We start from the raw sequence: 21,724 nt of genomic DNA, 5'->3' as shown, positions 1-21,724 counted from the left end.
CTCTACTCTCATATCCAACTCTCACATACAAAATGAACAAATCCAGGAGCGTTATCTTGAATCGAATCATGTTAGGGCTGAGCGGACTGTGCGTGCTGGCAGTTGCGTTCTTCGTACTGCCGCTGCTCGTCGCGCAGCCTCCGGACGGTGGTCCCGACCAGGCCGGCGGTCCTCCAGGTTTTGGTCCGCCCGGCTTTGGTCCTCCGGGTTTTGGTGGGCCTGGCTTTGGTGGGCCCGGTGGTCCAGGTCGCGGTATGCCGCCACTGCCTGTGCTGCAGGCGCTCGATAAAGATGGCGATGGCGAGATCTCCGCCGAGGAATTGGAAAACGCACCTGAGGCTCTGCGCGGACTGGATGCCAACAAAGACGGTGTCTTAAAAGACGACGAAATTATGCCGCCCATGCCATTTGGTCCCGGTGGCTTTGGCGGTCCCATGGGCGGCAATCGTGAATTGGTGAAGGAATATGATAAAGATGGCGATGGCAAGTTGAACCAGGCCGAGCGCGCTGAAGCTCGCAAGAATGGCGGTGGTGGTCGCGGTGGTTTTCCAGGTGGCGGTCGAATGGGACGCCAGAATGCACAGCCACCTGAGCCAGGCAAGCAAATGTCGCCAGCCGATGTAAAAAATTATCCCGACAAAGATCTATACGATGTGGCTACTGTCCGCACGTTGTTCTTCACCTTTCCTAACGAAGATTGGGAAAAGGAACTCGAAGCCTTCAACAATACCGATGTCGAAGTTCCTGCGACCCTGATGGTCGATGGCAAAAAATATGACGGAGTCGGCGTGCACTTCCGCGGTATGTCTTCTTATGGCATGGTGCCCACTGGCTTCAAACGCTCATTTAATGTCAGCCTGGATTTCACGGACGATGATGCCAAACTGTATGGCTACAAAACGCTCAACCTGCTGAATGCTCACGAAGATCCATCGTACATGAGTTCGGTGCTGTATTCGCAGATTGCACGTCAGTACATTCCCGCCCCCAAAGCAAATTTTGTACGCGTGGTGATCAATGGCGAGAGCTGGGGTATCTATGCCAACGTACAACAGTTCAACAAGGATTTTTTGAAAGAGAATTATGCCTCATCGCAAGGCACGCGCTGGAAGGTGCAAGGCAGTCCAGGCGGTGATGGTGGCTTGCGTTACACGGGCGATAACATAGCCGACTATCGGCGCCGCTACGCGCTCAAGTCTGAAGATAGCGATGAAGCTTGGCAGGCTTTGATCAAGCTGTGTAAGACGATCGACGAAACACCGGTCGAACAATTGGAAGCTGCCTTGGAGCCGATGTTGGATATCGACGGCGCACTTTGGTTCTTGGCTCTGGACTGTGCGTTGATTAACAACGACGGCTACTGGGTACGCGCCAGCGACTACAGCATCTATCTGGATGCCAACCACAAGTTCCATTTGATTCCGCATGATATGAACGAAGCCTTCCACGGCGCGATGGGACCTCCCGGCGGCGGTCGCGGTCCTGGTGGTCCCGGCGGTGGTCCCGGAGGATTCTTTGGCGGCTTCTTCGGACCTCCTGGTGGTGGACCTCCTGGTGGTGGACCCGGTGGCGAAGGTCCTGACGGCTTCGGCCCGCCCGGTGGCCCAGGTGGCCCAGGTGGCTTTGGCCCTCCCGGTCCAGGTGGCTTCGGTGGCCCCGGTGGCGGTCCGGGTGGCGGACGAGGCCCTGCTGGACCTGGCGGTGGACGCGGTGGACGACGTGGTCCTGGTGGCCCTGGTGGTGGCGCCGGTGGCGTAACGCTCGACCCACTAGTGGGTCTGGATGATGCCAGCAAACCACTCCGCAGCCAGCTACTGAAAGTACCCGCCCTGCGCGATAAGTACTTGAGCTATGTACGTACGATCGCTGAACGTTCACTCACCTGGCAGAATATCGGACCGCTGGTCAACCAATCCTATACGCTCCTGAAAGATGACATCGCAGCTGATACGCGCAAACTAGAGAGCTTTGAAGCCTTCGAAGCTGCGATGAGCGATGCAGAACCCTCGGGCGAGCCAGCCGGACGACACATGAGTGTGCGCAGTTTCGTCGATGCTCGCAGCAAGTTCTTGCTCGCACATCCTGAAGTCGCGAAAGCCACAGCCGTTTCTTGGGAGAGAACCACTCCCGATCCAACCAAGCTCCGCAAGCAAACCAGTACTGGCAAAGATGTGCCTTCAGCCAGCACTTCGACCACCGTTGTCATCAATGAGGTAATGGCTTCCAACACCAAAAGTGTCAAAGATCCACAAGGTGACTATGACGACTGGATTGAACTGCGCAATGCAACGTCGACAGCGATCGACCTAAGCGGCATGTACTTGACCGATAATGCAGGGTCACCGCGCAAATGGCGTTTCCCTGAAGGCACCAGTCTGCCTGCAGGCGGTTACTTGGTCTTGTGGGCCGACGAAGATCGCAAAGCCAAAGACGGCTTGCATCTAAACTTCAAACTCTCAGCGGCCGGCGAAGAAATTTATTTGATCGATCGTGATGATCGTCAAAATGCCGTCATCGACCATGTCAAGTTTGAAAAACAAACCGAAGATGTCGCCTTTGGGCGCCATCCTCGCACCGAGAAAAAGTGGGTCCCCTTGGTGCCCACGCCTGGTAAAGAAAATCGCGACCACGAATAGTGTTGGTACTCACGTAGCCGAGTCTCTCCGAGACTCGATCACTACCACCGCATGACTCAACCAGAAAATTAACAGTGTCTCGGAGAGACACTGCTACGTGCCCCACGTAGGCGAGTCTCTCCGAGACTCGAATCTCTTTCGTCCCAAAATTCCGCTGAGGAAAAGATCAGCGTCTCGGAGAGACGCTGCTACGTGCATAGCCGAGTCTCTCCGAGACTCGGCCCCTAGGCTCACTTGCTCTCCAAGTCTTCCCAGCGTTGGTACAGCGTGCCGAGCTCGGTCTCTAGATCAGCCAACTTTTGATTGACCAGTTTGATTGCGTCCGGGGTTTGTTTAAAGAACTCCGGCGCGCTCATCTGGTCATGCAACTCCGCTTGAGTGCGTTCGGCTTGGGCAATGCGATCGGGCAAGGCCTCCAGCTCACGTTGCTCTTTAAAGCTTAACTTCTTGGCCGTCTTCTTTTCGGCGACTACGGGTGGTTCAACTTTGGCCGTCGACTTGTCAGATCGACTGCGATCCTCCGCAGCTTGTTCGATTTGCCGAGCTCGATGTCGAGCGTAATCGTCGTATCCACCACCCAGCTCGGTGACCTGGCCTTGGCCATCGAGAGCCAAAATACTAGTGACGACATTGTTCAAGAACGCGCGATCGTGACTGACCAGCAGCAGCGTACCCGCATAACTACTGACCAGTTCCTCCAGCAACTCGAGTGTTTCGGTATCAAGATCATTGGTCGGCTCGTCCAGCACTAGCACATTGGAGGAATGCCGAAACAGGCGAGCCAACAACAATCGATTACGTTCACCTCCGGATAGGAACTTGGCGGGTTGGCGAGCGCGATCCGGAGTGAATAGAAAGTCTTGCATGTAACTGTAGATGTGGCGCTCCTTGCCACCGATCAGCAGTCGTTCATTGCCATCAGCCACATTTTCAGCGATGGTCTTTTCGCCATCAATCTGTTCGCGCAGTTGATCAAAGTACAACACTTCCAGTCTGGTTCCCAAGCGCACCGTGCCACTGGTCGGTTTCAATTCACCCAGCAGCAGTTTCAGAAGCGTGCTTTTGCCTGCCCCGTTGGGGCCCACGATACCGATCTTGTCACCGCGCATGATCTTGGTGCTGAAAGGTTTGATAATCGGGCGTTGGTCGTAGGCGAACGATACGCGATCGACATCGATGACCAATGCCCCGGACTTCTCTTGCACATCGGCTTGCAGTTTAACGTTGCCAACTTTATCGCGACGTTCGGCGCGTTGGCGGCGCATGGCTTCTAGCGAACGCACGCGACCTTCGTTGCGTGTGCGCCGGGCTTCGATGCCTTTGCGGATCCACACTTCTTCTTCGGCCAGACGTTTATCGAACAGCTCAGCTTGTTTCTCTTCGGCAGCCAACACATCGGCTTTGCGCTCTAAAAACTTGTTGTAGTCGCATTCCCAATCGAGTAGCCGACCGCGATCGATTTCCAAAATCCTCGTGGCCAATGCCTGCAGAAAAACACGATCGTGCGTGACAAACAATAATGCCCCAGGGAACCCTTTGAGAAAAGTTTCCAACCACACGATCGAGTCGATATCCAGATGGTTAGTCGGTTCATCCAGCAGTAGCAGATCAGGACTGCTGACAATGGCCTGCGCCAGCAGCGCGCGGCGCTTCATGCCAGCAGAGAGTGAATCGAAGACCAGGTCGCTATCGAGCTGCATGCGATTGAGAACACGATCCAGCGCAGCTGTGCTCTCCCATTCTTGCGATTGGCTGGAATGAACGCCCTGCAAAATGACATCGCGTATTGTCGCGGGCTGACCTTCCGGACTACGAACCGATTGGGAATCGACTTCTTGGATCAGCCTGGCGATGTGCACTTTGGGTTCGATGCGCACCTGGCCGTGATCGGGTTGAACTTCCCCAGCCAGGATCTTCATCAAGGTCGATTTGCCGGTACCATTGCGGCCCAACAGGCCGATGCGTTCTCCTTTGTCGATAGCCAGGTTGATGTTATCCAGCAAGGCAGGCTTGCGCCACGTAAAGCCTACGTCGGTCAGCGTCAGTATTCGCAACTATGGTCTCCTCTGGCTCCGCGACGGGCACGGCCACGCGAAACGCGGCCTCGTTAGCTTTAACTCAACAGGCGCAAGCAATGGTTGGGTGATTGAAATTGGTTAAGTGATGGGTGGTGGAATGAGAAGTATCGTGTGGGATAGTTGTAGCTTGCCTTTCGCGGAGCGAAAGGAGACACTAAGTCTTACCAGCTACTACCAAGCCAATTCCATGTGGGCTGGCGGTCAGCCAACCCCATTTGGCTTCGCCGAAACCGGCGCCGATAAGCAAACGTTGCAATTGCGCTGCAGTCCGCTGTTGACCGCCGGTGGCGACAGCCAACTCCAGACTCTTGGTGGCTAGTGCTAAAGGTGGCCCATCGGATTCACGCAGCGTTTCCAGGATGACCACCTGTCCACCAACGCGCAAAGCGTCGGCGGCGCGGCCCAGCAAGATAACAGCGGCTGGATCTTGATCCAGTTGTACAACTTCGGGCAAGATCACCATATCAAACTGGCCTAGCGGTGGTGACCAGCTGCGATAGTCGTCTTCAATAAAGGTCACACTGGGCAACAGATCGATGCTCGCATAGGTTGCTCGACACTGAGCCAGCATGGCTGGTTCATCGATGCAGGTCATGCGCAGTTTGGGATCGCGATAAGCCATAGCGGCGCTCCAGACGCCTGCCCCGCTGCCCAACTCCAATACGTTCAGCCCGCGCAGCGCAGCTCCGATGCCCAACACCTCGGCCGCCTGCATGGCGGCCGCCGTATGCGACCATTGGCGAGTGCTAATTCGTTGACGATACTGCGATAGTCGGTGACTAGAATGGTTGGCATCGGAGTTCTGCAGATATTGAGGCAAATCATGCCAGAGGCTCTGTCCCATATCGGCATCAATTGGGGCAAACAGGCCCACAGCTTGCGAGATGGCCAGGTCGTCTCCGTAGCTTTCGATCGCTCCCACCGTCACTAAAACACGCAATAACTCTGTCAGAGCCTCCCCCTCGCACTGGCAGGCTGTCGCTAACTGCTCCAAGTTCTTTTGCCCACTGCGCAAAGCCTGAAACACACCCAATTGGGAGGCCGACTTGAGGCACGCCGCCAGGGCCATCGCGTCGAGGAAACTTTGATATTGAAGGATAGTTTGTTTTTGTGAATCGCTCATCTGGGCCGTTTCCGGTTGCATCGATGCGGGCTAATCGTAGAGAATATTGTAGGTCGGCAGTCCTGTGCCGATAGCACCCGCTCTGAACGTCCATCGGAACTGAAATGAAAAACTTACCCATAGTCGTCCACTGCTTCGTCATCCTAATATTCACAATTCCACTGGCCCTGCAACCGCAGCTCTCAGCTCAAGAACCCGCCGCGACCAGCCCACGAGCCGCCCCACTGGCCGCCCCACGCAAATCGATAGCCAACTTCTCATTGCCAGCTTCCGCCGGTCGCACAGTTTCCTTGCCCAGCGATGCCCAAGCGGTCGTGGTTTGTTTTTTGGGAACCGAATGTCCTTTGGCTCGACAATACGCGCCGCGTTTGCAACGGATGGCCGATAAATATGCCGCGCGTGGTGTAGTCTTCTTGGGCATCGATAGTAATCTGCAAGATACGCTCGACGAAGTTAACCAGTTTTGCCAGTCGAACAACATCAGCTTTCCTATCGGCATGGACTACGATCAGAAAGTGGCTGAACTATTCTCCGCCCAACGCACGCCCGAAGTCGTGGTGCTCGACCGACAACATGTTGTACGTTATCAAGGCCGCATCGATGATCAATACTTGCCAGGCTTGACCAAGCCACAAGCAACCGTGTCGGAACTAACCATGGCCATCGATGCCATTCTGAGCGGCGAACCGATCAATGTTACTCAAACACAATCGGTTGGTTGCCGCATCGGACGTCCGAAACAACCGACGAGTTCTAAAGCGGATGTAACCTACACCAATCAGATCGTCCGCATCTTCAATCAGAATTGTGTCGAATGCCATCGCAGCGGTGAGATCGGTCCGTTTGCCATGACCGACTATGAAGAGCTTCGCGGTTGGGGCGATATGATTATCGAAGTGATCAACGATGGTCGCATGCCACCCTGGCATGCTGCTCCTGGTCACCTGCCATTGCAGAATGCGCGTTCGATGAGCGAACCAGATAAACAGCTCGTGCGCGATTGGGTCGATGCGGGTATGCCCTACGGCCAGGCCAGCCAATTGCCCACAGCCACCGTGGCTGCCCAGTCGAAATGGTACATGTCGCGCTCACCTGATCTCGAATTGCCCATGCGCTCCACTCCCTACACCATTCCGGGCGAAGGCACTGTCGACTATCAATACTTTGTCGTCGATCCAGGCCTGACTGAAGATCGTTGGGTCAGTGAAGCTCAAGTGGTTCCCGGTAATGCGGGTGTTGTGCATCATGCGATCGTCTTTATTCGTCCACCCGATGGCGTCGACTTTCGTGGTGTGAGCTGGTTGACCGCGTATGTGCCCGGTCAGCGACAGCATCTGTTACCCGCTGGCAGTGCGCGCCGCATTCCTGCCGGTTCGAAGTTTGTCTTTCAAATGCATTACACGCCCAACGGTACCGAACAAACCGATATCTCACGTGTCGGGATGGTCTTTGCCGATGCGGCAGAAGTCAAGAACGAAGTCATCACGGTCATGGCCATCAATCAAGACTTCGAGATTCCACCCGGTGTGGCGGATCATCCGGTTAAAGCTCGCTTGAAGCGTTTCCCCAAAGGCGGCCAATTGCTGGCCGTCAGCCCTCACATGCACGTGCGCGGCAAGTCATTTCAGCTGACCATGAAACAAAACGACCAACAGAACATTGTGCTGGACGTGCCCAAGTATGATTTCAATTGGCAGCACACTTACGAGTTCGCTGCGCCTATCGAACTCGACGCAGTGGATGGCATTGAATTCACCGCTCGCTTCGATAACTCCAGTGGCAATCCGGTGAATCCCAATCCGCATACACTGGTGACTTGGGGCGATCAAACTTGGGAAGAGATGGCCGTGGCATTCTTCGAAGTGTCTCAGCCGTTGGATCAAGTTGGCAAGACGCGCAGCCAGAATGAAGTTGTCGCCGCTGATTCGCCCGCAGACCGAGCCTCGAAGCGCGCCAAGTTTGCCGAGGACTTTTTAGCCAAGCTCGACTTGAACCAAGATGGTCACGTTCACTTCGACGAAGCCCCTCTGGCCATCCAGAAGTATTCCTTCCATCGCTTCGACGCCAACCGTGATCGTCAAATCGATCGCGAAGAACTAGAAGCCGCTACTCCGTAATCTTCTCTCCTGTAGCCGAAGTCGCCAGACTTTGGACGCGCTAGCGCCGCTTCATCCAATCTCTGGCGAGATCGGCTACATCCTTCGTAGCCGAAGTCGCCAGACTTTGGACGCGCTGGCGCCGCTTCATCCAATCTCTGGCGAGATCGGCTACGCGAGATCACCTTTCTTCCAACGATTGAAAATTCTTCCACGCTAGCTCTGGCGTTATTCGCGTCAAAGCCCACAAAACCCCATAAAAACCAGCGATTTCGAATTCTGCTTGCGATTGGCACGGTGTTCGCTTTAACGGACTCACACAATCGGGCACGACGGCAGGAGCACAGTTCCCAGGCAGTTTATGGAGATCGCCAAATGTTAGTTCTCAGTCGCAAGTTGAATCAGAAGGTCCAAATCGGCAACGATATCGTGGTTACGGTGGTCAAGGTCAAAGGCAACGTCATTCGCTTGGGCATCGAGGCACCCAGAGACGTGCGTGTGTTGCGATCAGAACTCGAGATCAACGTCGACAATTCTCTCACGGCTGGTTTAGAAGCTCAAGGATTGGACGCTGAGCCCCAACCGAGCTCAGGGCGTCGCGCTCCCTTGGCCCGCTTCTTAACAGCGGTGTCGCCTTAGTCTGCATCTCAGATTTCAGGTTGGACGTTCTCTTCGACCCACTGGGCATAGGCCTGAGTGGCCGCAACTTCAACGACCAGAATTTGCGGCACATCGTACGAGTGATTAGCCTCAATGAACTCGACCAGTTGCTCTTTTACGCTTGGCAGCGATTTAATCGTGCAGGTCCACTCTTGCTCGGTTTGAACCTGGCCTTGCCAGCGATAGACACTTTCGATGGGACCATAAACTTGAACGCATGCGGCCAGCTTGGCTGAGACCAGGCGTGCCGCCAGCTCGCGGGCGGCTTCTAGGCTGCTGCAGGTTGTGGTAACTTCGATGATTGAGTTCATGCGTGCGGTTCCTTGTAGCTAGTCAGCTTAGCATTGTCATCGGTTATGTGTGGTCGTTTTACTCTGAAAACCAATCCCAGTGAGTGGGGGCAATTGCTGCTACCCGAACTCCTACAGTCGAGTCTGGATGCTCAGTCGTTGCAGCAAGCTACGGCTGATTGGCAGCCGCGCTATAACATTGCGCCAACGCAATCGATTGTAGGTTTGATCAGTCAAACTGGTGACGCACAGCACAAGTCGATCATTGCAGCGCGAGCGTTTCGCTGGGGGCTGGTTCCGTTTTGGGCCGATGATTTAGCGATCGGCAATCGCATGATTAACGCTCGCGTGGAAACGCTGAGCGAGAAGCCGGCATTTCGTACGGCGCTAGGCAAACATCGCTGCGCGATCCCGGCAGATGGTTACTACGAGTGGCAAGTTCAAGGCAAACGCAAGCAACCGTTTTGGATACACAAGCACGATAGCCATCTGTTTGCCTTTGCGGGTTTGTGGGATCGCAATCGCAAGGCCAGCGATCAGGAAGTTTATAGCGCGACCATCATCACCGGCAGCGCCCCAGACTTGTTGTCGCCCATCCACAATCGCATGCCAGCTATTCTAACGGGTCAAGCGCTGGCCACCTGGCTGGACCCCAGCACGTCGGCCGAGGCTGCCCAGCAGTTACTCTTGTCGCAGCGCGAAACGGACTTGGAACCTATGCCGGTCAGCACCCACGTCAACAATGCTCGCCACGAAGACGCCCAGTGTCTCGAGCCACTCAGTCTTGAGCCACCGAGTCTTGAACCACCGAGTCTTGAACCACCAGCAGAGCAGGCGTAATTCATGAGCATCATGGACATCCAGTGGCAACCGACTCCGCGGCAATTGCGCCAGTTCGCAGCGTGTACCCTGCTGATCTTGCCCCTGATCGCCTGGTGGTCGGGCGTTAGCTTTACTTGGACGATGGTAATTGTGGGTGCCAGCTTATTGCTCAATGCCTGTGCCTGGCTAGCACCGCCCTTGGTCCGTCCCATCTTTATCGCAGCCATGTTGATCACGCTCCCGATTGGCCTGGTTGTAGGCGAGCTCGCGCTGCTACTGATTTATGTCGGAGTCTTCTTGCCTATCGGCTTGGCCTTCCGCATGATGGGTCGCGACGCGCTGCGCTTGAAGCGCGGCGACCAGCCAACCTACTGGGAACCGCGCCCGCCCCGAGACGCCAAAAGTTACCTGCGTCAGTATTGATTGCGAAGCGTCACCTCCCCCGGCGCAGCTGGGGGAGGTCGCAGACGAGGCGTTAAGCCGAAGTCTGCGGGAGGGGGCACCTGCTGTAGGACGGGTCTCCAGGCCCGTCCGTGTCTCCGGCTTTCGGAGCCATACAGCATCATCTTCGAACGGACGGGCCTGGAGACCCAAGGGCTTTAAGGGTGAGTGTGTCAACTAATCGCAAGTAGCTTTGCAGTCGACACATGGTTTGAAGCCACGTTTCTGGACCGGAATGGCTTTTTCATCTTTGCTCCACGAGTGGCCCGTCCGTGTCTCCGGCTTTCGGAGCCATACAGCATCATCTTCGAACGGACGGGCCTGGAGACCCAAGGGCTTTAAGGGTGAGTGTGTCAACTAATCGCAAGTAGCTTTGCAGTCGACACACGGTTTGAAGCCACGCTTCTGGACCGGATTGGCTTTTTCATCTTTGCTCCACGAGTGGCCCGTCCGTGTCTCCGGCTTTCGGGGCCATACAGCATCATCTTCGAACGGACGGGCCTGGAGACCCGTCCTACGCTCGGTGGTGCCGGAGGCTTAGAACAGCGTATAGATAAAGGGGGCGGCGCCGGTGGCGGCTAGGAGAGCTAGTAGGCCGATCAGGCCTAGCGAGACTACGATCGGGATTAGCCACCACTTTTTGTACTCGACGATAAACTCGAGTATCTCACCTAGTAACGACAGTTCCTTCTCCTGGCTGGCAGATTCGAATTCGTTGCTCTCAGTATCAGGCTTGTTCATGAAGTAGATCGACTTAGGTATACTTTATATGTAAAGCAAAATAGTTTATGTATAAAGCAAAGTAGTTTGCGGGTAAAGTATGGTTCGAGGGCTAACCGACTACTGCGCCGATGGCGGCGAACAAGAAGATCAGACCGATGCAGCCGATGACTAAGACTACGTTGACCATGCTCAAGTAATAGCCTAATTGCACCAGTCCCAGTTTGCTGGGGTCGGACTGGCCGGCTCGAATGTCCGAGATAGCTTGGGCTCCTACGACCCAGCCGATAATGCCGAAGATCGGGCAGAAACCCAACCAAGCCAAAATGCCCATCGCCAATACCAAACCGCTCTGATCAGTCTTGGGGTACTGCCGCTGAGTGGCAACGCCCGCAGCCATGGCACTTTGAGCGGCAAAGGGATTGGTACTGTTGGATGCATACGGATTAGTACTGGTGGCGCTGGCGGTGACCGGCGAGGCTGGCATCGCTGAGCGGTTGCCAGGCTGGAACATCGTCGCCGGTTGCCACATGCCATTTTCGCCCATGCGTATTTGATAATGCTGACCCACGCGGCCTTCCGAAAACCAGCGATCCAACGTTGCGCGATCAGCCGGACCGTATTCGGCTCCGTTGGTGGCCCGCATCCAATACTTGATCTCCGGCTCGGCGTAAGGATCATTCAGCGGCGCAAGTGGGGTTGGCGGTGGAAGTGGGGAAAGTGGCGCAGGGTAAGTCGAACTGCCTAGGTCCAAAGGCGCATCGCCGGATGAATAGCCGATCGTGTCCGACAAGATGCCTGGTGTTCTGCCGGGATTGCTTGGACTTAGATCGATTGGAGCAGGTGCCGATGCAGGTACCGTGTAAATCGTACCGCACTCCGGGCAACGCGCTTGCCGGCCTGCGTACTCGTCAGCCACCGCCAACGTCTTGCCACAGCCTGCGCATGTTGTGGTGATTGCCATCGTCGTCTTGTTAGCCTTTGTGACTCTGCTGGGAAGTTGCGGTTTGTGTTATGTGGCATAGGCTTCTAGCCTGTGTCTGTGTATTTAATTGCCACAGGCTGGAAGCCTATGCCACATACACAGGCTGGAAGCCTATGCCACAGCACAGGCTGGAAGCCTATGCCACACTTGTGCCTATGCTATGGGTTGTTTTTCTGGGTACAAGTAAATAAAGCTCTTGCCTAAACGACCGCCGTAGTTGCCGGCGGTGATGCGCACCAGGCCGGGAGTGGGCAGCGCGGCATCGATCGCGGCGTAAGTTGCGTCCGCGACAGCCTGCAGCGAACTGCCGTTGATGACAATTTCCATAATCGACTCGACTCCATCGGGTACGCGAGAAGCCTGTCCCAGTTTTGATTTGAGCGTCGGACAATACTCGGCATAGGTGCTGGCAATCAAAAAGCTATAACGGCTGCCCGCCTTGGAGGCGCTGGCGGCCACTCCACCGGGGAATGTCAGGACGCAGTCGTCGCATTTGGCGGCGGCCGCAGCGGCGCGCTCGGCGGCATCGATCGCTGCGTCTTCGCTCGTGGCCATGAACCACAAATTGCCGCCCATGATGCCATCGCGAAATCCAAAGCGCCGGGTCAGATAGAACTCGCCGCCCATCGTCGGTACTACCCAGCCCAATGTCCCGTAACGCTGGTCGCGAAATTGATGACCATCGCCGAAGAAAGCGACTTTGCGGCCCAGCTTGAAATACGGATCGGTATCAAGGCGATTGAAGCAGCGCGCAGTCGGACAGGGCAGCACATTCTGGCCAATGCGCGCCAACAAGACCTTCTCCAAATGCTCGACGCGATCTTTGCGAAATCTCGGCACGTGAACCTGCACGATCGCTCCCACTCGACCATCTGGCGTAACTTCGCCAGCGGATGTTCCATCGACAAACTTTACCACCCCAACCTCCGAATCGCACATGATTGTGCTCGTGGCATGCCCAGTAACTTTATGGCAGCAATTCTCCAGCCACTTGCGGTCGCGAGCGGTGATCAGAAATTCTGCATAAATACTGCGAAAGGCTTCGGCATAGGTATCTTCGACAAGTTGTTGGCGATCTTGGATCATGAGTTGGCCGACTCTTAACTGGAATCAAATGAAAGTAAAAATCTTTCCCCGTAGCCAAGCCTTGCTGAAGCGCCGGGATGTGCTTGCCAAAAATCTACCAAGTTCGAGGCGGGCCCTGGCTACCCCCTTGGCAATTTGGGTGGAAATTAGGACACTTGCGCTCGCTCGTTGAGTTTGGCGGCTTGGGCAGTTTGATGCGCACATGACTGTGCGACCATTTGTCGCGTAGTGTCAGGTGCTATTGAACAAAAGTGCCTGCGGGTACGATACTGGGCAACTTCTGATCAGTAGAACCGTCCGCACATCCGATTTGTGGGAGGGAGACACTGGTCAGTAGACCACGCGCTCCTGTCCCGCTGGGGAAACCTCCTCCGACGATATCCTCATATCACCCCCGCAGGGCAGTCTTCGAGTCAGTGCACGTTCCTTTCACGCTGGTTGGTGGAAACTAGCTACGAGAGCAATGCGAAATAAATGAACCGATTTCTCTTTCCTCGCTGGGTCAACAAGTTCCTGCCGGTGCTTGGTTTGTTGCTGTTGGGCGGCGCCGGTTACGGCGGCACTCTGTTTCTCGGAGCAACCGACGATGCGACCCTTAATCCGGGCTACGCGCCCGAGCAACCGGTGCCTTTCAGCCACGTGATTCATGCTGGCAAACTGAAAATGGATTGCCGCTACTGTCACACGGGTGTCGATAAAGGTGCGCACGCAACTGTTCCGGCCACGTCAACCTGCATCAATTGTCATAGCCCGCTGGATCCCAAGACCAGCACGCCCAAGTTGGCGGCCGTGCATCCGACCAGTTCCAAGCTAAAGGCTGTGCATCAAAGTTGGGAAACAGGCAAGTCAATTCCTTGGAAGCGTATTCACCGCCTGCCGGACTTTGTGTTCTTCAATCACGCTGCCCACGTTACGCGCGGTGTGAGTTGCGTGGTTTGCCACGGACGCATCGATACGATGGAACGCGTCGGGCAAGCCAAGGAGTTGTCGATGGCCTGGTGCGTCGACTGCCATAACAATCCTGCTCCCAATCTGCGTCCAGTGGAATTCGTAACCAAGCTGGATTGGAAAACTGAAAATCCTGAAGAGCTCGGTAAGCAGCTGCAGGAAGAAAACAATATTCATCCCAAAAACAACTGTGCGGTTTGTCACCGATGAGCGTAGCTGAATCTTCGACGAAAGTCGGCAAGCAAGATTATTGGCGAAGTCTTTCGGAGCTCGAAGGCACTGCTGAATTTAATCAATTCCTGCAGCGCGAGTTTCCGCAAGCAGCTTCGGAATTTCCCGAAGGCGTATCGCGCCGGCGCTGGTTGAAGCTGATGAGTGCTTCACTGGCTCTCGGTGGCGTCGCCGGATGCCGCTATGGACCCGATCAAATCGCGTCCTTCGTGGTTCGTCCACAAAATACTAACCCTGGCATTGCCAAGCACTACGCGACCAATTTCCAATTGGCTGGCCGCGCGGTGCACGCGATCATCAGCAACTACGAAGGTCGTCCGCTGAAGGTCGATGGCAATCCCCAGCATCCGATCATGAAGGCCAGCGAGCCGAACGATCTGAGCCAGGTCAATGCGCGCTTTGCTAGCGCAGGCTCGGATGTGTTCACGCAAGCCTGCATCTTGGGCCTCTACGACCCAGATCGCTTGGACTCGGTGCTGACTCGTGATGGCAAAGCTGTTGCCAAAGCGGATTGGGATGCGTTTGCTAAGTTCGCCGGCGAGCGAGCGACTGCTCTCAAGGCCAATAACGGCAAGTCGCTAGCAATCGTTATGGCTCCTTCGCTCTCGCCAACGATTAATCGTTTGGTAGGCGAAGCCCTCAAGGCCATGCCCGAAGCGACGTTGGTCAACTATTCGAGCATCGATACTACAGCCGTGGATGCGGCGTGCGCCCAAGCCGCAGGTCAACCGGCCGAGCTCTTGCTCGATTTGTCCGCTGCCAAGTTTATCTGCTGTTTCGATAGCGATCTGCTGGGCATCGACCCGCACTCGGTGGTCTACTCGCGTCAGTTCTCCAAAGGTCGCTCGCCTGATCCGGCTACGATGAATCGGCTGTACGTGATTGAAAGTCGCTACAGCGTGACGGGCGCTGCCGCCGACTTCCGCATGCCTGTACGTACCACCGAAATCGAAGCCTTCTTGGCCAAGGTTGAGAAGCGTGTCGATGAGCTGATCGCCGGTGCCAAGCCCGTCGAAGCGGCTGAGGCTGACAAAGCTTACGACGAAGTCGAGCCAGAAGAACAAGTGACGCGAGCGATCGAAGCGATTGCCGAAGACCTGTTCAAGCACAAAGGAGCCTCGCTGGTTTCGGTTGGTGCTCACCTACCGCTGAATGTTCAGCTGAGCGCGATTCGCATCAACCAAAAGCTTGAGAACGTGGGCAAGACCATGTTGCTCATGCCTTCGCGATCCGTGGTCGAAGGGGCCAAACCGGTTACGCTGGCCGACTTTACCACCAAGGCTAGCGGCAAAGCATTTGATACCGTGTGGATTCTGGGTGACAACCCGGTCTATACCGCACCGGCCGATGTGAAGTTGGCGCAGGCGCTAAAAGACATTCCTAACACGGTGTACGCCACGGACTATGCCGACGAAACGGCTGAAGTCTGTGCGTGGGCTCTGCCCACCGCCCATCCTCTTGAGAGCTGGGGTGATGTGCGCGGCGTTGACGGCAGCTATGGCATTTGCCAGCCTCAAATCGAACCGCTGCTCAGTGGCAAGTCATTGGCTGAGATCGTAGCCTTGTTAACTGGAGTGACGGACGTCGCGGCAGTGGACTTGGTGAAGAAGACAGCGGCTACTATGGCAAGTGGTCTGACCGATCGCGGTTGGAGCGAAGCTCTGCATGATGGTTACGTCAAGAACGTCAAGAGCGACGCACTGGCTGTTAGCGGCGATGTTGCGGCGCCACTGGTTGATGGAGCCATCGACACTGTCAAGATCGATGACAAGCGATTCGAAGCGGTGCTGTATCCCAGCGACGTGATGTACGATGGTCGCTTTATTAATAACGTGTGGCTGCAAGAGTTGCCGCAAGTAACAACCAAGCTGGTGTGGGATAATGCTGCATTGCTGGGTCCTGCCACTGCCAAGGCGCTGGGTGTCAAGCACGGCGAAATGGTGGTTGTGCGCTCGGGTGACGGTCAGATTCAAGTGCCTGTCTTCGAAGTGCCTGGCCAGGCCAATGGCTCGGTGGCCATTGCGATTGGTTATGGTCGCGTGTGCGGCGGGCTAGGTGAAGGCAAGAACGCGGTGGTTGGTAAGAGCGTGGCTCCACTGCGCACCACCGGCGCTATGTATGTGCTCAAGAACGTGACCATCACGCCGACGTCGGTGCCGTACAAATTGGCCACCACTCAAGATCACTTTGCTATTGATGAGTTGGGTGCGACCGAAACGTCCAAGCGGTCACATCAGCTGATCCGCGAAGGTACGTTGGAGCAGATCACCGAAGGTGGTCACGAGTTTATCGAGCACAAAGGTATTCACCATCCTGAGCACGGCTCGCTTTGGAAGGAGCCAATTGATACGCTCGAAAACGATGATACAGTGCCTTATCAGTGGGGCATGACGATCGATTTGAACAAGTGTATCGGTTGCAATTCTTGCGTGGTTGCCTGTCAGTCGGAGAATAATATTCCGGTTGTTGGCAAAGAGCAAATTTCACGCAACCGCGAAATGCATTGGATTCGCATCGACCGTTATTATTCGGGCAATCCAGCTGCACCCAAGATCGTTTATCAACCGGTGGCCTGCGTGCATTGCGAGACAGCCCCGTGCGAGCAAGTCTGTCCGGTGGCCGCGACGGTTCACACCGAAGAAGGCATCAATGCGATGGCTTACAACCGTTGCATCGGCACGCGTTATTGTGGTAATAACTGTCCGTACAAAGTTCGGCGCTTCAATTACTTCAACTACAACACGGAATACGGTTACTTCTACGGCTGGCAAGACTGGCGTGAGCAAGCCAATCGCAAGCTGCAGCAACTGGTTCTCAACCCCGACGTCAGCGTTCGCGGTCGTGGTGTGATGGAGAAGTGTTCGTACTGTATCCAGCGCGTTCAGGCTGGCAAGATTCACGCTCGCACCGAAGGTCGTCGTGTCGAAGACGGCGAGATTCAATCGGCTTGCCAGGTCGCTTGCCCGACTCAGGCTATTGTCTTTGGTGATATTAAAGATCCCTCCACTCGCGTATCGCGCTTACAAAAAGATCCGCGCAACTACGCCATGTTGGAAGAATTGAACATCAAGCCGCGTACGTTGTACCTGGCTCGAGTCCGCAACATTCATCCCCGTCTGAAGACAGCCGATCAAAAGGCTGAAGGACATCATTCACCCGCACACGAATCTGGCGAGGGTCATGGCGAGCATAGCTAGTACTCCATATATCGATAACACCATCGATACCCCCGGCCGGCGCACTCCGCTGGTTACGGGCAACCAGGACTATGGTTCGGTGACCCGCATGGTGGCTCGCATCTCGGAAGAGAAGCAGCCAGCCATTTGGTGGTTCACGTTCTTGCCGGCTGTGTGCCTGGCCTCGATGTTCGTGGGCTGTGTGGGTTGGTTGTTTTATAAGGGCGTTGGTATCTGGGGTAACATGGCCCCGGTTTACTGGGCTTGGCCAATCGTGAACTTCGTGTTCTGGGTTGGTATCGGTCACGCCGGTACGCTGATCTCGGCTATTTTGTTCCTCTTCCGACAGAACTGGCGCACGAGTATCAACCGGGCTGCCGAAGCCATGACGATCTTTGCGGTCGTTTGCGCCGGTATCTTCCCTGGTATTCACGTGGGTCGTGCCTGGCTGGCTTTCTGGCTGACGCCGTACCCGAGTTTGAATCTGTGGATGTGGCCTCAGTTCCGCAGTCCTCTGCTGTGGGACGTGTTCGCCGTTGGTACATACGCTTCGACCTCGTTGGTCTTCTGGTACATGGGCATGATCCCTGACCTGGCGACTTTCCGCGATCGTTCGACCAACAAGTGGCGACGGATGATCTACGGCATCCTGTGTTTGGGATGGAGTGGTTCATCGCGTCACTGGATGCGCTATGAAAAGGCGTATACGATTCTGGCCGCTTTGGCTACACCGCTGGTGCTCTCGGTGCACACGGTCGTTAGCTTTGACTTCGCTGTTTCGCAACTTCCTGGTTGGCATACGACGATCTTCCCGCCGTACTTCGTGGCTGGGGCGATTTTCAGCGGTTTCGGTATGGTGGTCACTTTGTTGGTGCCGGTGCGAGCCATCTATGGACTGAAGGATCTGATCACTGTTCGCCACTTGGAGAACATGAACAAGATCATTCTGGCCACTGGTTCCATGGTTGGACTGGCGTACACCACTGAGTTCTTCATCGCCTGGTATTCGGGTAACCCGTTTGAGTTCTTCACGTTCTGGAACCGTGCCTTCGGTCCTTACTGGTGGGCTTACTGGATTATGTTTAGCTGCAACGTGATATCGCCGCAGCTATTCTGGTTCCGCTACTTCCGCACCAACGTGGTGGCGATGTGGATCGTCTCGATCTTCGTCAACATTGGTATGTGGTTCGAACGTTTTGTGATTACCGTAACCTCGCTCAGTCGCGACTTCTTGCCGTCGAGCTGGGGTTATTACAGTCCGACAATATTCGACATCCTGATGCTCATCGGCAGCTTTGGAATTTTCTTTACGTTGTTTTGTTTGTTCTGCCGGTACTTACCGGTGGTAGCCATCTCCGAAGTTAAAGGGGTACTGGCTATCCAGCGGCATGCCGAACACGCCGCCCACGGCCACGATGACCATCACTAAGAAAATGTGGCATAGGCTTCCAGCCTGTGTCGAGAAGTTGTGGCACAGGCGTCCAGCCTGTGTCGCAAAGTGTGGCATAGGCTTCCAGCCTGTGTTGCATCAAGTTTGATAAGCCATCCCCGAGCTTCGGCTCAGAGCGAAAAAACTAATCCTGGCAGGTCCAGCCACTAACCGCGACTGTTGAATATGAGTAGTCCAAAGAAAGAAAAGAAGATCACTCCACCGCGATCATACGGTTGGATGGCGGAGTACGCGGACGATACTCACTTGATTGAGGCGTGCCGCAAGGTCCGTGATTCGGGCTATACCCGCACCGACGCTTTCGCACCTTTTCCGGTGCACGGCATCGATGAAGCGTTGGGTATCAAGCCAACCGTGTTGCCTTGGATTGTGCTCTGTTTTGGTTTGACTGGTTTGACCGGTGCTCTGATCATGGAGTACTGGATGAATGCGGTCAGTTACAAATACATCATCTCGGGCAAGCCTTACTTTTCGCTGCCGGCTTTTATCCCGGTCATGTTCGAGTGCACGATTCTCTTTAGTGCCTTCTCGACCGTGATCTCGATGATTTTGCTGAACGGTTTACCCAAGTTCAGCAATCCGGTGTTTACCAATCCACGTTTTGATCGCGCTACGGACGACCGCTTTTTCCTGTGGGTCGATTCGCGTGATCGCTATTTCAATTCGGAAAAAGTTAAGGCGCTGCTCGAGAGCACCAGTCCGCTGAGCTTGGAAGTTGTTCGCGAAGACGAGAGCTCCGATCACGTGCCATCGTTCCTATGGAAGACGATCGCGGCGATCATGTTGATTGGCTTGCTGCCGGCTGCGGTGGTCTTGCGCATGCGAGCTTCGCAGAGCGAGTATCCACGCTTGCACGTGTTCTTCGACATGGACTTCCAACCCAAGAAGAAGGCGCAACAGACGACAACGATTTTCGCCGATGGTCGCGCATCGCGTCCGCCGGTGGCTGGCACAGTGGCTCGTGGCGATATAGGCACCAGCGACCCATATGAACTGGGTTACACGCCCCAAGAAGTAGCCTTGGACGCAGCTCCTTCAGCGATACGCATGGTTAGCTTGGCCAACCAAGACCCTGCCAAACCGGCTGATCCTGCGGCGGTTGCTCCCGCTCAAGATGCACAGGCTGCTGCGCCTGCTGCTCCATCGGCGGCCGCACCTGCCGCGGCAGAGCCCGAACTGCCTTGGGTGAAAGAGTTCCCCTTTGATGATGCAGACGAAAAGATGATGGCTCTGGGCAAGTTGAAGTACAACACGAATTGCTCAGTCTGTCACGGTATTCCGGGCGATGGTACCGGCTTGGTCAATCAACGTGCCACCGAGCTGGCTCAAGGCTATTGGGTGCAACCGACCAGCTTGCACGAACCACGCATTCAAGAACAGCCGGTTGGCAAGATCTTCCACACCATTACTAATGGTCGCGGCAAGATGGGCGCGTACGGGAATGTTTTGAGTGCCAAGGAACGTTGGGCTATCGTGCTCTACGTGCGTGCCCTGCAACTCAGTCGCAACGCCCCCGAAGACGCCATACCACCGGCTCAAAAAGAGAAGTTAACAACCGTTACGAAATAAATGTGGCACAGGCTTCCAGCCTGTGTTGATAAAGATGTGGCATAGGCTTCCAGCCTGTGTAGAAAAGATGTGGCATAGGCTTCCAGCCTGTGTTGAGAAAACGTGGCACAGGCTTCCAGCCTGTGCCGAGAAAAATTGAAGTAATGCACGCTTAGGCAAAAACATGGCTGCCACGACTGTAATCAATGACGACGATTCGCTGCCCACTCACTGGCGAGCCGCAGCACCTGTGCTGATGGCCGTGGGTGCGGTTTCAATTCTGGTTAGCTTGGGCTTGAGCTACTTGGGTGGTCCTCCGGACCAACGCTTGGTGGGATTTCGTACGTTCCTGCACTCGTATTTGTGCAACTACATGTTCTGCCTGACGTTCTGTATCGGAGCGTTGTTCTTTGTGATGGTGACCAACCTGGCACGCGCTGGTTGGTGTGCCACGGTACGTCGGGTCGCAGAGATCTTGGCGGTGAACGTCGCCTGGTGGGCCGTGCTGTTCTTGCCGATTATTGCCATGGTGCTCCTGACCGACAGTGGTTCGCTGTACCCTTGGAACTCGTCCGAATCGACTCTGTCGGAAGGCAAGTTGTTTTATTTTGAAGGCAAGTTCTTCACACTTCGAGCCCTGGTTTACTTTGGGGTGTGGGTGATCGCTGCCTCCTATTTCTATGCCAAGAGTCGCGAGCAAGATGAAACTGGCAGTGCCGAGATAACGCTAAAGCTCCAGCGATATGCTGGTCCCGGCATCATGTTGTTTGCTCTGGCTTTGAACTTTGCCGCTTTTGACTGGGTCATGTCGCTCGAGCCAGTTTGGTTCAGCACTATGTTTGGCGTGTACATCTTCGCCGGCAGTATGATGGGCTTCTACGCCTTTATGATCTTGACCTTCGCAGCCTTGCAAAAGAATGGCCGCGTGCTGAAGTACGTTAACGTGGAGCACTTCCACGACATGAGCAAGTTCCTGTTTGGTTTTGTGTTCTTCTGGTCCTACATCACCTTCAGCCAGTTTATGTTGATTTGGTATGCCAATATTCCTGAAGAAACTCTGTGGTTCAATACTCGCATGAGTTTGAGCAACGGTTGGGGATACGTCGGAATTGTCTTGATCCTGGGACACTTTGCCTTTCCGATGCTGGGCCTACTGTCTCGCCACGTCCGCCGCAACCGAACCGCGATGTGCGTTTGGGCTGTATTCCTGCTAGCAATGCACTGGATGGATCACACTTACATGGTTATGCCACAAACCGGACCAACTTCGGTGATGATGTGGTTGTCCCATGCGGTTTGTGCAGTAGGCATGATTTCCGTCTTCCTGTCGCTGCTGATCATTCGAGCTGGTTCTGTGCCGCTGGTTGCCAAACGCAACCCCTGGGTGCCGGAATCGCTCAGCTATCACGTTATGTAACCTACGAGCGAGACACG

16 protein-coding genes are annotated in these 21,724 nt (G+C 55.2%); 10 read left to right on the top strand and 6 right to left on the bottom strand.

Annotation, left to right across the window (positions count from 1 at the left end):
- The first annotated feature begins 56 nt into the window (after positions 1-56).
- Positions 57-2,636 carry a CotH kinase family protein gene (locus SH573x_RS29895; RefSeq protein ID WP_479351865.1) on the top strand — a complete coding sequence of 860 codons (2,580 nt, stop codon included), beginning with the start codon at positions 57-59 and terminating at the stop codon, positions 2,634-2,636.
- A gap of 230 nt (positions 2,637-2,866) precedes the next feature.
- Here the strand turns inward: SH573x_RS29895 and SH573x_RS29890 are convergent, their stop codons facing one another.
- The gene (locus SH573x_RS29890) at positions 2,867-4,690 is read right to left on the bottom strand and encodes an ATP-binding cassette domain-containing protein (RefSeq protein WP_479351863.1); all 1,824 of its coding nucleotides are present in this window, start codon (positions 4,688-4,690) and stop codon (positions 2,867-2,869) included.
- A 178-nt stretch (positions 4,691-4,868) separates the two neighbouring features.
- Complete coding sequence (locus tag SH573x_RS29885) at positions 4,869-5,837, bottom strand: class I SAM-dependent methyltransferase (protein ID WP_479351861.1); 969 nt, start codon at positions 5,835-5,837, stop codon at positions 4,869-4,871.
- Between the two features lie 104 nt (positions 5,838-5,941).
- On the opposite strand from SH573x_RS29885, the gene SH573x_RS29880 reads away from it, so the two are divergent.
- Both SH573x_RS29880 and SH573x_RS29875 read left to right on the top strand, forming a co-directional pair.
- The gene (locus SH573x_RS29880; protein WP_479351859.1) at positions 5,942-7,954 is read left to right on the top strand and encodes a redoxin domain-containing protein; all 2,013 of its coding nucleotides are present in this window, start codon (positions 5,942-5,944) and stop codon (positions 7,952-7,954) included.
- Between the two features lie 354 nt (positions 7,955-8,308).
- The gene (locus tag SH573x_RS29875; protein WP_479351858.1) at positions 8,309-8,572 is read left to right on the top strand and encodes a carbon storage regulator; all 264 of its coding nucleotides are present in this window, start codon (positions 8,309-8,311) and stop codon (positions 8,570-8,572) included.
- Positions 8,573-8,580: 8 nt separating this feature from the next.
- On the opposite strand, the gene cutA is transcribed toward SH573x_RS29875, so the two are convergent.
- A complete protein-coding gene (gene cutA, locus SH573x_RS29870; RefSeq protein WP_479351857.1) occupies positions 8,581-8,904 on the bottom strand; it encodes a divalent-cation tolerance protein CutA in 324 nt (107 codons plus the stop codon).
- A 45-nt stretch (positions 8,905-8,949) separates the two neighbouring features.
- Between cutA and SH573x_RS29865 the strand changes: the two genes are divergently transcribed.
- Both SH573x_RS29865 and SH573x_RS29860 read left to right on the top strand, forming a co-directional pair.
- A complete protein-coding gene (locus SH573x_RS29865; protein WP_479351855.1) occupies positions 8,950-9,723 on the top strand; it encodes an SOS response-associated peptidase in 774 nt (257 codons plus the stop codon).
- Positions 9,724-9,726: 3 nt separating this feature from the next.
- A complete protein-coding gene (locus tag SH573x_RS29860) occupies positions 9,727-10,128 on the top strand; it encodes a hypothetical protein (RefSeq protein WP_479351853.1) in 402 nt (133 codons plus the stop codon).
- 555 nt (positions 10,129-10,683) lie between these two features.
- Here SH573x_RS29860 and SH573x_RS29855 read toward each other — a convergent pair.
- The 3 genes from SH573x_RS29855 to SH573x_RS29845 all read right to left on the bottom strand — a co-directional run bounded on the left by SH573x_RS29855 (position 10,684) and on the right by SH573x_RS29845 (position 12,937).
- Complete coding sequence (locus SH573x_RS29855; RefSeq protein ID WP_479351851.1) at positions 10,684-10,887, bottom strand: DUF5989 family protein; 204 nt, start codon at positions 10,885-10,887, stop codon at positions 10,684-10,686.
- A 91-nt stretch (positions 10,888-10,978) separates the two neighbouring features.
- On the bottom strand, positions 10,979-11,830 hold the full coding sequence (locus SH573x_RS29850) for a hypothetical protein (RefSeq protein ID WP_479351849.1): 852 nt from the start codon (positions 11,828-11,830) through the stop codon (positions 10,979-10,981).
- Positions 11,831-12,004: 174 nt separating this feature from the next.
- Positions 12,005-12,937, bottom strand: a complete 933-nt coding sequence (locus tag SH573x_RS29845; protein WP_479351847.1) for a formylmethanofuran--tetrahydromethanopterin N-formyltransferase — start codon at positions 12,935-12,937, stop codon at positions 12,005-12,007.
- A 474-nt stretch (positions 12,938-13,411) separates the two neighbouring features.
- Between SH573x_RS29845 and SH573x_RS29840 the strand changes: the two genes are divergently transcribed.
- The 5 genes from SH573x_RS29840 (at position 13,412) to SH573x_RS29820 (ending at position 21,707) form a co-directional block, all read left to right on the top strand.
- Positions 13,412-14,095: a cytochrome c3 family protein gene (locus SH573x_RS29840; protein WP_479351845.1), complete on the top strand. Its 684-nt coding sequence runs from the start codon at positions 13,412-13,414 to the stop codon at positions 14,093-14,095.
- Positions 14,092-17,313 (top strand): TAT-variant-translocated molybdopterin oxidoreductase, encoded by a 3,222-nt coding sequence (locus tag SH573x_RS29835; RefSeq protein WP_479351843.1) that lies wholly within the window; start codon positions 14,092-14,094, stop codon positions 17,311-17,313. Before SH573x_RS29840 ends, SH573x_RS29835 begins: the two co-directional genes overlap by 4 nt.
- Complete coding sequence (gene nrfD, locus SH573x_RS29830) at positions 17,297-18,721, top strand: NrfD/PsrC family molybdoenzyme membrane anchor subunit (RefSeq protein ID WP_479351842.1); 1,425 nt, start codon at positions 17,297-17,299, stop codon at positions 18,719-18,721. The genes SH573x_RS29835 and nrfD overlap by 17 nt, the downstream gene beginning before the upstream one ends.
- 186 nt (positions 18,722-18,907) lie before the next feature.
- Complete coding sequence (locus SH573x_RS29825; protein WP_479351840.1) at positions 18,908-20,311, top strand: quinol:electron acceptor oxidoreductase subunit ActD; 1,404 nt, start codon at positions 18,908-18,910, stop codon at positions 20,309-20,311.
- Between the two features lie 163 nt (positions 20,312-20,474).
- Entirely contained in the window at positions 20,475-21,707 is a 1,233-nt protein-coding gene (locus SH573x_RS29820; protein ID WP_479351839.1) for a quinol:cytochrome C oxidoreductase, read from the top strand.
- Positions 21,708-21,724: the final 17 nt, after the last annotated feature.

This window comes from Rania fehmarnensis, assembly GCF_056494185.1.
The sequence above is the reverse complement of the archived record's forward strand: the minus strand, read 5'-3'. Positions and strand labels throughout refer to the sequence as shown.